At 69.1% G+C, this 13181-nt stretch carries 9 protein-coding genes; 3 read left to right on the top strand and 6 right to left on the bottom strand.

Annotated elements, in window-relative coordinates; all coding sequences use genetic code 11:
• Window positions 1-21: 21 nt before the first annotated feature.
• The 3 genes from FBZ89_RS15250 to FBZ89_RS15260 form a co-directional block, all read right to left on the bottom strand.
• Window positions 22-1296 carry a dicarboxylate/amino acid:cation symporter gene (locus FBZ89_RS15250; RefSeq protein ID WP_145750839.1) on the bottom strand — a complete coding sequence of 425 codons (1275 nt, stop codon included), beginning with the start codon at window positions 1294-1296 and terminating at the stop codon, window positions 22-24.
• A 257-nt stretch (window positions 1297-1553) separates the two neighbouring features.
• Entirely contained in the window at window positions 1554-2072 is a 519-nt protein-coding gene (locus tag FBZ89_RS15255; protein WP_004273874.1) for a hypothetical protein, read from the bottom strand.
• Between the two features lie 37 nt (window positions 2073-2109).
• Window positions 2110-4371: a sensor histidine kinase gene (locus tag FBZ89_RS15260; RefSeq protein WP_186457385.1), complete on the bottom strand. Its 2262-nt coding sequence runs from the start codon at window positions 4369-4371 to the stop codon at window positions 2110-2112.
• Window positions 4372-4715: 344 nt separating this feature from the next.
• Between FBZ89_RS15260 and FBZ89_RS15265 the strand changes: the two genes are divergently transcribed.
• Entirely contained in the window at window positions 4716-6689 is a 1974-nt protein-coding gene (locus FBZ89_RS15265) for a sensor histidine kinase (protein ID WP_186457386.1), read from the top strand.
• 64 nt (window positions 6690-6753) lie between these two features.
• Here FBZ89_RS15265 and FBZ89_RS15270 read toward each other — a convergent pair whose 3' ends face one another.
• Window positions 6754-7101, bottom strand: a complete 348-nt coding sequence (locus FBZ89_RS15270) for an ArsC/Spx/MgsR family protein (protein WP_145750842.1) — start codon at window positions 7099-7101, stop codon at window positions 6754-6756.
• Window positions 7102-7271: 170 nt separating this feature from the next.
• Between FBZ89_RS15270 and FBZ89_RS15275 the strand changes: the two genes are divergently transcribed.
• Together FBZ89_RS15275 and FBZ89_RS15290 are read left to right on the top strand one after the other, a co-directional pair.
• Complete coding sequence (locus FBZ89_RS15275) at window positions 7272-10739, top strand: SIS domain-containing protein (RefSeq protein WP_211115249.1); 3468 nt, start codon at window positions 7272-7274, stop codon at window positions 10737-10739.
• A 41-nt stretch (window positions 10740-10780) separates the two neighbouring features.
• Window positions 10781-11461, top strand: coding sequence for an SDR family NAD(P)-dependent oxidoreductase (locus FBZ89_RS15290; protein ID WP_186457387.1), 681 nt, complete (start codon window positions 10781-10783; stop codon window positions 11459-11461).
• 113 nt (window positions 11462-11574) lie between these two features.
• Here the strand turns inward: FBZ89_RS15290 and phhA are convergent, their stop codons facing one another.
• Both phhA and FBZ89_RS15300 read right to left on the bottom strand, forming a co-directional pair.
• Complete coding sequence (phhA, locus tag FBZ89_RS15295) at window positions 11575-12447, bottom strand: phenylalanine 4-monooxygenase (RefSeq protein WP_145750845.1); 873 nt, start codon at window positions 12445-12447, stop codon at window positions 11575-11577.
• A gap of 147 nt (window positions 12448-12594) precedes the next feature.
• A complete protein-coding gene (locus FBZ89_RS15300; protein ID WP_040848442.1) occupies window positions 12595-13086 on the bottom strand; it encodes an Lrp/AsnC family transcriptional regulator in 492 nt (163 codons plus the stop codon).
• Between the last annotated feature and the right edge of the window lie 95 nt (window positions 13087-13181).

Consider the following 13181-nt stretch of genomic DNA (forward strand, 5'->3'; position numbering starts at 1 on the left):
GGGCCGGCCGAATTTCAAGGTTCAGGCGGCGCTGGGTCCGTTCGCCAGTTCCCGGTGCAGGACCTCGGTATCCAGTTCCTTTTCCCACTTGCTGACGGCGATGGTGGCCACGCCATTGCCCACCAGGTTGGTCAGGGCGCGGCATTCACTCATGAAGCGGTCGATACCGATGAGCAGGGTCAGCGAGGCGATGGGAATGTCCGGCACCACGGCCAGCGTGGCCGCCAGGGTGATGAAGCCGGCGCCGGTGACGCCGCTGGCGCCCTTGGACGTCAGCATGGCCACCAGCAGGATGGTGACCAGGTGCCCGAAGGTCAGGTGGGTGTTGGTCGCCTGGGCCAGGAACAGGGTGGCCAGGGTCATATAGATGTTGGTGCCGTCCAGGTTGAAGCTGTAGCCCGAGGGGATGACCAGGCCCACCACGGGGCGGGCGCAGCCCAGGCGTTCCATCTTCTCCATCATCTGGGGCAGCACCGTCTCGGACGAGGAGGTGCCCAGGACGATCAGCAACTCGGCCTTGATGTAGTTGATGAAGCGCAGGATGGAGAAGCCGCACAGCCAACCGACGATGCCCAGCACCACCAGCACGAACAGCAGGCTGGTCAGGTAGAAGCTGCCGATCAGCATGCCCAGATTGATCAGGGCGGCGACACCGTACTTGCCGATGGTGAAGGCCATGGCGCCGAAGGCGCCGATGGGGGCCAGGCGCACCACCATGTGGATGATGCGGAAGAAGATCTTCGACATGCGCTCGATGACCACCGTGGCCGGCTTGCCATAGTCGCCCAGGTGGGCGATGGCGAAACCGGTCAGGATGGCGATCAGCAGGACCTGCAGCAGGTCGCCGCCGCCCAGCGCGCCCAGATAGGTGTCGGGAATGATGCCCAGGATGTGGTCGGCCACGGAGTCCTTGGCGGCCTTGTCGACATAGGTCGACACCGCCTTGGCGTCCAGGGTGTGGGGATCGACGTTCATGCCGTTGCCCGGCCGCACGACCTCGCCCACCAGCAGGCCGATGACCAGCGCGAAGGTGGAGATGACCTCGAAATAGATCAGGGCCTTGCCGCCCACGCGGCCGACCTTCTTCATGTCGGTCATGGCGGAGATGCCGCTGACCACGGTGCAGAAGATGACCGGCGCGATCATCATCTTGACCAGCTTGATGAAGCCGTCGCCCAGCGGCTTCAGCGAGGCGCCGAAGCTTGGCCAGATATAGCCGACGATGATGCCCAGGATGATGGCGATGATGACTTGGAAGTAGAGGACCGAGTACCAGGGCTTTTTCACATGTTCCATGGGCACATCTCCCTTAGCCTCTTGTGACGAGGCGTGTTGCCGGGTCCCCATTCCTATGCCCCAGGGACCCGCGGCCACAGCACGGCCGTTAGGTGCGACAAGAAAGCAATTGCCAGGTGAGATCAAGGCTTAAGGCACGATTTCCGGGCCCGGGCCGATGAAATTTTTTGACCGATGCGGCCGCGACAACAGCCGGTCGGCACCGCCTCCCCTTGGTTCCGTTTCCGGAGCTTTTGCTTCTTCAACAAAACGTCGTTTTAAAACACGGTTAGTTGTGGGGGCGCCGTCTTCAGCAGGTTCTCCAGCCGCTCGACCACCTCTTCCATGTTCACGCGCACTCGGTCCAACTCGTCCGCCGTCTTGTCGTCGATACCGGCCTCGAACAGCATCATGTCGTAGTCGGCCAGCACCTTGGTGAAGGCCTCGCGCTCGTGCTGCAGGATCTCATAGGCGCCCAGCGCGTGGACCAGCAGCTGCGGCGGGTTGCGGAAGAAGGCCAGGCTGACGCGGGTGAAGGCGGCGATGGACCGCAGGCGCATGCGGATGAGCCAGGACTTCAGTTCACGCGGCGCGTCGTTGGGACGGCTCTCGGCCTTGTCGCCGATGGTGAAGATCATGGCCTGGATTTCGTGATAGACGGCGCGCGCCTTCTTGTAGTCCGGGAAGGACTGGGCGGGGCGGCCGGACATCTGCTCGAAAGAGGTCACCGTGGACGACAGCGATCCCGCCAGCTCACGCAGCAGGGCGCCGTGGTTGACCTCCTTCTTCATGCGCATGGGGGCGATGTCCCTGTAACGGATCAGACGCCCCAGCTTAGCGCGCCAACCCCGTCGCCACCAGGGTATCCGGTGTATGGGGTCGGCCCGTGGCGCCCACCGCCCTGTCATCCCCGCGGGCGGTCAGGTCGTCGATCTCCAGGTCGCGGCCCCGCAGGTCGGGCAGGACCAGGGTGAAGCGGGTGCCGGCCCCGGCCTCGCTGGCCGCCGTGACCGTGCCCTTCAGGCGATGGGTCACCAGGTTGTAAACGATGTTGAGGCCCAGGCCCGTGCCGCCCGCCCCGCGCCGCGTGGTGAAGAAGGGGTCGAAGATGCGCGGCAGGATGGCCGCCGGGATGCCCCGGCCGTCGTCCTGGTACACCACCTCCGCCCCGCCGGCGTATCCATCCCCTTGGGCGCCCCCCCCTTGGGCGCCCCCCTGGTTCCCCGGGCCCTCCCCCGGCGGCAGGCGGCGGGCGGTGATGGTGATGCGGCCGCGCACGCCCGGTTCATAGGCATGAAGGATGGAGTTGGAGACGAAGTTGGTCAGCACCTGGGCCAGCAGGCCGGGATAGGTCTCCAGCTCCACCGGGCCATGGCAGATGACCTCCGCCGCGTGGCCGCTGCGGCGCAGGTTGGGGCCGAGGCTGGACACCACCTCCTCCATGTAGGCGCACAGCTCCACCCGCCGCCGCTCCTCCGAGCTCTGGTCGGCGGACACCTGCTTGAAGCTCTGGATCAGGCTGGCGGCGCGGCCGATGTTGGACAGCATGAGGCGGGAGGATTCCGCCAGGTCGCCCATGAAATCAGCCAGGTCGCTGCGGCGCAGGCGGCCGTCGCGCACCAGGTGGTCGATGGCCGTGACCCGTTCGGAAACGTGCGAGGCCGTGGTCAGGGTCACGCCGATGGGGGTGTTGATCTCATGCGCCACGCCGGCCACCAGTTGGCCCAGCGAGGCCAGCTTTTCCGCCTGCACCAGCGCGTCCTGCGAGCGCTTCAGCTTGTCCAGGCTGTCGCTCAGCTCCGCGGTGCGGGTGCGCACGCGGTCCTCCAGCTCGTCATTGGCGCGGCGCAAGGCGGCCTCGCTGGCCTCCAGCGCCCGCTCGCGCTCCTCCCGCTCCTTGCCGATGCGGTAGGCGACGCCGAAGGTCAGCAGCACCAGGCCGATGGCGTTGGGGGCGTAAAGCGCCGCCTCGGTCCAGATGGCGGCCGGCAGGACGCCGCTGGCCCGCAGCGACCACACGACCGCCACCCCCACGATGGGCAGGAAGCCGAGCAGGAAGAAACGGGCGTTGACGGAACGCCGCAGGTCGCGCACCGCCGCCGTCAGCGTCAGGACCGAGCCCAACAGCGCCAGCGCCTGCGCGATGCCCGAGCCCCGCGCCGGATCCAGGTAATGCAGGGGCGTGTCCAGGACCAGCAGGCCGGTGGACAGCAGCAGCAGGCGGGCGATCCAGGGCTGCCGCCGCCTCAGGTCCAGGAACTGGACGGCGAAGATCTGGCCCACGGCCACGGGCAGGGTGCCCACCACCTCGCGGTAATAATGGCTGGCCAGGTCGGCTGGCAGGTGTTCCCAGGGATAACCCAGCTGGCCGTAGATGTAGGCCAGGGTGATCAGGGCGTAGAACAGCAGGGTCACCCCCACCTCCACCCCCGCCATCACCACCAGGGCGAACTGATAGGCGGCGGCGATGATGAGGACGCCGAAGGTCAGGCCGTGCAGCAGGATGTCGCGGCGGTCCACCTGGGCCTGGGCGTCGCTGCTGCGCAGGTAGAGCGCGAACGAGGCGAAGTAGTGCTCCACCCGCATGTACAGCACCGTGCGCCCTGGCGGCAGGGCCAGGGCGAAGACGGGGTAGCGGTGGGGAATGTCGGTGCCCCGCGCCGCCGCCCCCTCGGCCACGTGCCGCTGCGCCACCGGGAGCAGCCCGTCACCGGAGAACACGTAGAGGTCCAGGCTGCGGTAATAGGGATAAGCGAAGACCAGCAGCCGGTCGATCGTGCCGCCGGTCGGGTTGTCCAGGGTGATGCGCGCCCAATAGGCGGAATGGGTGCGGGCGAAGCCGGGCGTATCGCGGGTGGCGGGGGTGAAGCGGGACGCCGCCGGGCCCGACATGACGTCGGCCAGGGTCAGGTCCCGCCCCTTGTCCTCCAACAGGTCCAGATGGCCGCCAAGGGACAGGTCCGGACCATTCACTGTCACCGTATTGGGGGCCGCCGTGTTCGTCGCGGCCGCGTCCGCGCGGGCCTCTGGTGGCGCCAGCAGCGTGAGCGCGAAGAACAGCAGGGCGGCCAGCACCGCCCGCAGGCGGAAGCCCATCCCGTCACATCCCGCGCCCTGTCCCCGCACACCCATCATCCGTCCGCTAAACCCGTGGCTGGCGCAACCATGCCCTATCCAAGCCGGAAAGGCACGCCTTGCGTGTCCTGATGACGCCGGGCACGCGCGAACCGTCAACCGGCCCCATCCTGTCACGCGCGAACCGCCCCGTTCCGGTCCCGGCGCGGGCCGGCCATCAATTGCCAGGCCCGCGCCCCCATGATAAGCGTCGCGCAAGGATGGGCCCGCCCTCTTCCGGGCAATGCCGGGGCGGGCGGGGCCACCTGGTGGGACGGACAAGGCGGCGGTGCGCCCTTGGGCACGACATGGCGGGACGGCGGGTCATGAGACGGCTGGCGGATTGGATGAAATCCATCGGGCCGGGCCGCCTGATCAACATCTCGCTGGCCGCCGGCATCGTATTGTCCCTGGTGTTCGTCCATGCCGAATTCACCCGGGGCCTGAATTCCCGCCGTGCCGAAATCCGCCAGGCCATGGACACCCAGGCCATCGCCCTGGACGGGACGCTGGCCGCCATTTCCGGCCGGGTGGAGCGCCTGCGGGAGTGGACCCGGCGCGCGATACAGGCCCCGCCAGCCGACACCCCCCAACTGAACGCCTTCCTGGACGGGGCGGCCCAAACCGGCGCGGATGAGGTGCCGATGCTGGACCACGTCGGCCCGGCCGGCGCCAATCCGCTGGACGGACCCGTGCCCGCAGCCCTGCTGGCCCTGCCCGACCGCGCCTTGGCGCGGCATGAAGGATTGTCGCGCCCCGATCGCGCCCATTGGCGGGCCGAGGCGGCAACCGCCGTGGCCCTGGCCCAGCAGCTGGCGCTGGACGTGCGCACCCAGCCCGGCCTGGGGCGCGGCTATTTCATCGCCACCTCCGGCCTGGTGGCGGTGGCACCCTGGCGACCCGCCGACAGTGCCCAGGGGTTGATGGCGGGTATCTTCGAGCGCAAGGCCTATCGCCTGTCCACCCTGGCCGCCAACCCCGCCGGCCGCGTGCTGTGGACTGAGACGCCCGCCTCGCCGCCGCAGGGGCAAGCATCATCGGGCGACATGCGGGATGAGGGGCTGGCCCAGCCGCTGCCCACAGTCGCCGCCCCCATTGATGACCAGGGCCGTTTCCTGGGTGCGGTGGCCTTCGACCTGGATCCCGCCCTGCTGGCCCTGCCCGCGGCCGATGCCGCCGCCGGCGGCGCCGTGCTGCTGCTGGGGTCGGACGACCGACTGCTGTCGGCCGCCGGCACCCCGCCGGCCGACCTGTTCCAGCAGGGCCGGCCCACCCCCGTGGGCCTGGCGGCGGTGATGGGCAAGACAGCCGCCACGGCCGAGCACGCGGGCTATCTCATCACCACCCGCCCCCTGGCCAACGCCCCCTGGCGCCTGGTACACGTGGCGCCGCGCGCCGCCCTTACCTGGTCGCTGGTCATGCACACCGCCGGGTCCATGGCGGGATTTTCCAGCGTCTTGCTGGCGGTGGTGCTGCTGTTCAACATGGTGGTGCGACGCATGGTGCGCTCTCAGGAGCGCTCCGCCGCAGCGGAGCGGGAGGCGCGGGCGGCCACGGAACAGGCCCTGGCCGAGCTGCGCGCCGCCCATGATGAGCTGGACTTCCTGAACCGGGAGAAGACGCGCTTCTTCTCGCTGATCTCCCACGATCTGCGCGGGCCCTTCAACGTGCTGCTGGGCATGACCAAGGAGCTGGCGGACTACGGCACCCGCATGGCACCGGCCGACGTGGCCGACTTCGCCGCGTCGGTGCACCAGAGCGCGGTCACCGCCCACACCCTGCTGGACAACCTGCTGAACTGGTCGCGGGTGCAGATGTCGGGCACGCCGTTCAGCCCGTCTGTCATGCCGCTGGGCGAGGTGGTGGCGGCGGCCATCCACGACCTGGGCCCCACGGCCGATGCCAAGGGCATCCGCATCCTTGACGCCTCGGGCGACCGCCACATCCTGGCCGACCGCACCATGGTGCTGGCCATCCTGCGCAACTTGCTGGCCAACGCCATCAAGTTCAGCCATCCCAACCAGGGTGTCCAGGTGACCTCGCGCGCGCTGGGCGACCGGCTGGAGATCGCGGTGTCCGACCGGGGCATCGGCATGGATCCCGAACAGCTGGACCAGCTGTACCGCCGCGAGGCGCAGGACAGCCGCCCCGGCACGCTGGGGGAGGTCGGCACCGGCCTGGGCCTGACCCTGGTGCGCGACCTGGTGGCCCGCCACGGCGGCGTCCTGGCCCTCGACAGCCAGCCCGGCGTGGGCACCACCGTCAGCTTCACGGTACCGCTGGCGGCGGCGCCAAGGTGAGATTGGTCCCGCGATCGCCGAATGCACCACGCTTCCGCCGTAATTGATCACCAAAGGTGGCGGGTCAAAGCACCTCGGCCAGGCGTTCCACCGGGCGGCACAGCACGGCACCCTTGGACGTCCGGGCGATGGGACGCTCGATCAGGATGGGGTGTTCCACCATGAGGTCCAGCAGGGCCTCGTCACCAAAGCCGCCAGCGGGTTCCCCGGCCAGCAGATCGTCGTTGCCACGGCGGCGGAGGATGTCGGCCGGGCGGGCCTTCAGGGCGGCCAGCGTGTCGGCCAGGGCGGCGCGATCAGGCGGGGTCTTCAGGTATTCCACCACCTGGACCTCATGCCCGCCGGCCTGCAGGTCGGCCAGCACCCGGCGCGAGGTGGAGCATTTGGGGTTGTGCCAGAGGGTCACGATCATGCGGACGGTTCCAAGGTTGGGCGATATGAGGCGGGCACCATAGCCGTGCCACGGCCCTGAGGCCACCCGTCAGGACGGCAATGCCGGCCACGTGTAACGTTACGTTTTCAGCCTTCCACCCCGGCCCCGGCCTGGACTATGACTGCGATCTTGGCTGAGTGAGGTGAACGATGTGCGGCATCGCCGGTTTCCTGGGTAATCGCAACTGGACCCGCACGGCGGACCTATCCTGGCTGAAGGCCGTGGCCGATCGGCTGGCCCAGGCGGGCGAACCCGCCGCCATCGACGCCGCCCTGGACGGGCTGGTGGCGCATTTCACCGACCTGATGGCCTTCCCCACCCACATGGCCGCCGTGGCCGACACGGCCGCCGCCGCCCTGCTGACGGCGGTGGCCGACCGCATCGACGCGCTGGAGACGATGCTCCGGTCCGGCGAGGCCGCCCGCGACGTGGCGGTGGAGCGCACGGCCGAACGGCTGCGCGACTATGCCTGGCAGCTGCGGACCGAGGTGCTGGGCAACATCGGCCGCACCCTGGCCCTGCTGCCGGACGGTGCCGCCGCCACCCGGCCGCAGCACGCCGTGGCCTGGGCCGCGGAACAGGTGCTGGAGAATCTGGACCGGCTGGAGGTGCGCGGGCGCGACAGCGCCGGCATCGCCCTGCAGATCACCATCGACCATCGCTACACCCTGGACGACCTGCCGGCGGCCCTGCGCGCCGGCGCCGCCGAGCGGCTGGCCGTGGGCGACCGGCACGAGGGCTTGGCGCTGCATGTCCTGCCCGACGGCCGCACCACCGTGCGCTTCACCTACAAGGTGGCCACCCTGATCGGCCGCCTGGGCGACAACGGCGCCTTCCTGCGCGCCCGCATGCGCGCCGATGCCGTGCTGTGGGCGGTGGCCCGCCACGCCGACGGCTTCAGCGCCATCGCTCACACCCGCTGGGCCTCGCACGGCGCCATCAGCCTGCCCAATTGCCATCCGCTGAACGCCCGGCTGCTGAACGAGACGGGCGCCGGCAAGGCCGCCACGGCGCTGGACGCCGATGCCGACGCCATGGTGGCCCTGAACGGCGACATCGACAATTACCGGGCCCTGACGGAAAGCGCCATCGAGGGCACCGGCCACGCCCTGCCCACCGACACCACCACCGACACCAAGGTCATCCCGGTGCTGTTCCGCCTGGAAGGTGAAACCGGCAATGGGGGCGGCAACGCCGACCGCTTCCTGGCCACCCTCCGGCGGCTGGACGGGTCCATGGCCATCATCCTGCAGCACCCGGCCGATCCGGAGCGCTTGCAGCTGGGCCAGAAGGGCAGCGGGCAGAGCCTGTTCGTGGCCGAGGTGAATGACGGCCTGATCGTCGCGTCGGAGAACTACGGCCTGGCGCCGCGCGCCCGCCGGTCCATCCCCCTGGCGCAGGTGGAGCGCGGCGGCCTGGCCGTCGTCCTGTCGACGGCGGCGGGCGAGCCGGCGCTGTCGGCCCGCACGGTCGATGACGGCGCCCCGGCCAGCCTGAAGGCCGACGCGATCGAGATCTTCTCGCGCGACATTTTCCGCGGCCGCCACGACCACTTCTTCGAGAAGGAGGTGCATGAGGCCCCGGCCAGTGTGCGCAAGACCCTGGCGGGCCGCTACCGCCGCCAGGACCGGCGCGTCAGCTTCGACCTGGGGGCGGCGGGAGGCACCGACACGGGGCCGTGGGCCGGCTTGCGCGCCCGCCTGGCCGACCCGGCCAAGCCGCCCATCCGCCGCATCCTGGTGACGGGCCAGGGTACCGCCGCCATCGCCGCCATGGGCATCGAGCACCTGATCCGGCTGGCGCTGGACAAGGCGCCGGTGACGGTGACCAGCGCCAAGGCCTCGGAACTCTCCACCAACCTGGACGGCAAGAGCCTGGACGACGCCCTGGTCATCGCCATCAGCCAGAGCGGCACCACCACCGACACCAACCGCACGGTGGACCTCGCCCGCGCCGCCGGCGCCTGGATCCATGCCATCGTCAACCGCCGCAACAGCCCCCTGGTGCGCAAGTCCGACAGCCACCTGTTCACCAGCGACGGCCGCGACATCGAGATGGCCGTGGCCTCCACCAAGGCCTTCTACAGCCAGGTGGCGGCGGGCAAGCTGACCGCCCTGTGCCTGGCCGACGCGCTGGGCACCCTGCCGGCCCAGCAGATCCATGACGAGATGGTGGCGCTGGAGGCCCTGCCCCAGCGCATCCAGGAGGTGCTGGATGACGAGGGCGCCATCGCCGCCTGCGCCCGGGCCTACGCCCCGCGCAACCGCTATTGGGCGGTGGTGGGCAACGGCGCCAACAAGGTCGCGGCCGAAGAGATCCGCATCAAGCTGTCGGAGCTTTGCTACAAGTCCATCCCGGTCGATTACACCGAGGACAAGAAGCACATCGACCTGTCGACCGAGCCGCTGACCCTGGTGGTGGCCAACGACCTGGCCCCGCTGCTGGCCCAGGACACCGCCAAGGAAGTGGCCATCTTCAAGGCGCACAACGGCAAGCCCATCGTCTTCGCCGCCAAGGGCGAGACCTGCTTCGCCCCCTATGCCGAGGCCGTGGTGCACCTGCCGTCCGCCGGCGCCGGCCTGGACTTCATCATGGCCACGGTGGCGGGCCACCTGTGGGGTTTCCACGCCGCCCTTGCCATCGACGCCGAATCCCGCCCCTTCCGGGAGGTGTCGGCGGTGCTGGACCAGGCGCTGGCCGATCCGGAGCGGCCGGTGACGCCGGTGGCCACCAGCCTGGCCGCCATCATCGACCGCATCGCCGACGGGCAGCTGGACGCCGCCTTACCCGCCAGTTACGCGGCCCGCCTGGCCAAGCTGACTTCCGCCCTGCCCATGCTGGACACGCCGGGCGGCAAGCCGGAGCGGACGGCCGTCATCACGCGGGGCCAGGATCTGCTGCGCCTGGTGTTCGAGGAAACGTCGCGCCCCATCGACACCATTCGCCACCAGGCCAAGACCGTGACCGTGGGCATCTCCCGCCCCGGCCGTGAGATAAGCCCCCTGCTGCTGGCGGCCCTGGCCGACCTGGGCGCCGCCCCCACCGACCTGGCGGAACCGGAGCGCCAGCTGCTGATCGCCCTGTCCACCCTGGTCATCGGGGTGGAGGGCGGCGTGCGCTATCACCCGGCCGGCAGCCCTGGAAATGAGGGCGCGGACGGTACGCCGCTGCTGCAGGCGGTGGAGCGCAGCGGGCGGGCCAAGGGCGTCGCCTCGCGCCACGACCAGCCGGCGCCGGCCACGGGCGGCAAGCGCCGCGCCCTGCGCCTGGGCCGGGGCATGCTGTCGGGCGGGGCCAACGGCACCCAGACCCTGGCGCTGCTGCCCCTGATGCGGGAGCCGAACTGGACGCCGGACGGCCTGGTGCTGTTGCACCTGGCGCTGGTCAGCCAGGCCTCGCTGCAGCAGAAGATTGCAATATTGAAGGATTTGCGCCTGTACGAAGACCTGTTCGATGCCTACCATGAGGCCGGACAGGCGGATGCGGCCGGCGACGGGGCAGGCCCAGGGGGCGCCAAGGACGGCGGTAAGGACGGTGGCTTCGCCGCCTTCCTGGAGAAGCTGGCCCCCCGCGACCTCATCCTGTCCACGCCCGCGGACCTGATCCGCCGGGCCTGAACTCGGGGTTTTGGGGAACGGCGATGCAACGGGCGGGGCGTTTGGCGAACCGGACGGCGGTGGTGACGGGGGCGGCGTCCGGCCTGGGCCGCGCCGTCGCGGTCGCCCTGGCGCAAGAGGGCGCCAACGTCATCCTCCACCACCTCTTGCCCGATGATCAGGCGGCGGCCACGGAAACCGCCCGCCAGGTGCAAGCCCTGGGCCGCACCGGCATCGTCGTGCAGGCCGACATCACCCAGCCGGCCGGCGCCTATACGGTGGCGGAGGCGGCCATCGCCGCCTTCGACCATGTCGATATCCTGGTCAACAACGCCGGCTTCCGCCTGAAACAGCCCTTTGACGGCATGACGCTGGAGCTGTTCGAGGCCACCATGGCCGCCAACATGGGCGGCACCTTCCTGATGGTGCGCCATCTGCTGCCCCTGATGCGGGCGCGCAGCTACGGCCGCATCGTCACCACGGTGGACAGCACCGCCATGGAAGGCGCGCGCGGGATGACCGCCTACGGCGCCGCGGCCTCTGCCCTGCTGGGCTTCACCCGCAGCCTGGTGCATGAGTTCGGCGACAACGACATCACCGCCAACTGCGTGTGCCCGGGCCACCTGCCGCCCGACGCGAATGGCGAGGAGGAGGATTGGGCCGGCATCACCCCGGCCTACGTCTTCCTGGCCAGCGACGACGCCTACGCCATGATCGGTCAGACCCTGCGACCCAGCCCGTAGGCCGTGACTGCGGCCGCCGGAGATTTTTGGGGAGCGTCAGCGGACTGGAAATCGAGGACGAGCCAAAGCCGCGGACGCGCCTGCCGGCGCCTGAGGCGAACCGGAAGGCGGTGTCACGCCGCCTTGCGGCCCGCCGTGAACACCGTATCACCCGGCTGGATCTGGTCGGCCGGCAGGTCCGGCAAGGACGCCAGCTTGGCGTAGAGCGGCGCGAAATCCTGCGCCGTGGCCTGGAACAACTGCTCGAAGCTGTCCAGGACGAAGTAGGTTTCCTGGTAGTCGTCGATGCGATAGTGGGTGCGCATCACCCGTTCCAGATTGAAACCGACGCGGTTGGGCTCGGGGCTTTCGATGCAGTATTGCGTCTCACCGCGCGAGGACAGCATGCCGGCGCCATAGGCGCGCAGGCCCTGGGGCGTGCTGATCAGGCCGAATTCCACCATGTACCAGTACAGGCGGGCCAGGCGTTCCAGCCCGCCATGGGCCTCAGCCTCAGCCCCCTTCCTGCCATAGGCCTGCAGGTAGTCGGCGAAGACCGGATGCATCAGCAGGGGCACATGGCCGAAGAAGTCGTGGAACACGTCCGGTTCCACCAGGTAATCCATCTCATCCGCGCGGCGGATCCAGTTGGTCACCGGAAATCGCTTTTCAGCCAGGTGGTTGAAGAAGACATCGTTGGGCAGCAGGCCCGGCACGGCCACCAGGGTCCAGCCCGTGGCCTTGTTCAGCAGTTCGCTGGCCCGGTCGAAATGGGGCACCCCGTCGCGGGCGTCCAGCGGCGCCAGGCTTTCCATGAATTCCGGGGCGGCATAGCGCGGCAGCAGGGCCGACTGGCGCTCATACAGCGTGCGCCAGCGGGCATGTTCCTCCGCCGTGATCCTCTCCCAGCCCTGAGGCACGGTGTAGTCGGCCGCCATGGCGCTGTAGTCGCCGCGCAGGGGGGTGTCGGACTTGCCCGTGGTGTTGACCGGCGCGCTGCTGCTCATGGCTTCATCTCCCTGGCTGGGTTTCTGAAACCATTTTATCGCTGCATCAGCACCATTTCCTTGCGATCATGCCTCAGCACCACGGGCTTAAAACCACTTCCTGCCGTTTGAGCGATCGGTTTAGCAATCTTGTGCCTACAAGAAATTTCAGTCCCGCGCCAGTTCGGCGACCGACGGCAGGGGCACGGCGGTGGAGTGCTTGACCACGTCCAGCACGAAGCTGGAGCGCACGTCCTTCACGCCCGGAATCTGCAGCAGCTTCTTCATCGACACCTCGGCGAAGGCCTCCAGGTTGCTGACCACCACCTGCACCAGATAGTCCATGGTGCCGGTCATGACGAAGCAGGACACCACCTCGGGGATTTGGCTGACCAGGCGCCGGAACACGGCATCGCCCTCCGCGTTCTGGTCGATCTTGACCTCGACGAAGGCGACGACCCCCAGGCCCAGCAGGCGCCGGTCCAGCAGGGCGGCATAGCCCTGGATGTAGCCCTGGTCCTCCAGGTCCTTCACCCGGCGCAGGCAGGGCGAGGGCGAGAGGCCCACGGCCTCCGCCAGATCGACGTTGGACAGGCGCCCGTTGCGCTGCAACGTATCCAGGATGCGCAGATCTGCCGCGTCCAGACTGGATTTACCCATAGTGATGCCGCCTTAAGGATTTATTGAGCACAATGTTGCTCAATCTTGACAAAATGCGGCAGACTTCGCAAGGAAATGCCCGGCTGCCAGGCGTA

Source organism: Nitrospirillum amazonense (assembly GCF_007828045.1).
GTDB lineage: Bacteria > Pseudomonadota > Alphaproteobacteria > Azospirillales > Azospirillaceae > Nitrospirillum > Nitrospirillum amazonense_C.

What these genes read in the sequence shown, in the direction of transcription:
- FBZ89_RS15250 (WP_145750839.1), bottom strand. Translation starts at nt 1,296, where the DNA reads ATGGAACATGTGAAAAAGCCCTGGTACTCGGTCCTCTACTTCCAAGTC.
- FBZ89_RS15260 (WP_186457385.1), bottom strand. Translation starts at nt 4,371, where the DNA reads ATGGGCTTCCGCCTGCGGGCGGTGCTGGCCGCCCTGCTGTTCTTCGCG.
- FBZ89_RS15270 (WP_145750842.1), bottom strand. Translation starts at nt 7,101, where the DNA reads ATGATCGTGACCCTCTGGCACAACCCCAAATGCTCCACCTCGCGCCGG.
- phhA (WP_145750845.1), bottom strand. Translation starts at nt 12,447, where the DNA reads ATGAGCAGCAGCGCGCCGGTCAACACCACGGGCAAGTCCGACACCCCC.
- FBZ89_RS15275 (WP_211115249.1), top strand. Translation starts at nt 7,272, where the DNA reads ATGTGCGGCATCGCCGGTTTCCTGGGTAATCGCAACTGGACCCGCACG.
- FBZ89_RS15300 (WP_040848442.1), bottom strand. Translation starts at nt 13,086, where the DNA reads ATGGGTAAATCCAGTCTGGACGCGGCAGATCTGCGCATCCTGGATACG.
- FBZ89_RS15265 (WP_186457386.1), top strand. Translation starts at nt 4,716, where the DNA reads ATGAGACGGCTGGCGGATTGGATGAAATCCATCGGGCCGGGCCGCCTG.
- FBZ89_RS15255 (WP_004273874.1), bottom strand. Translation starts at nt 2,072, where the DNA reads ATGCGCATGAAGAAGGAGGTCAACCACGGCGCCCTGCTGCGTGAGCTG.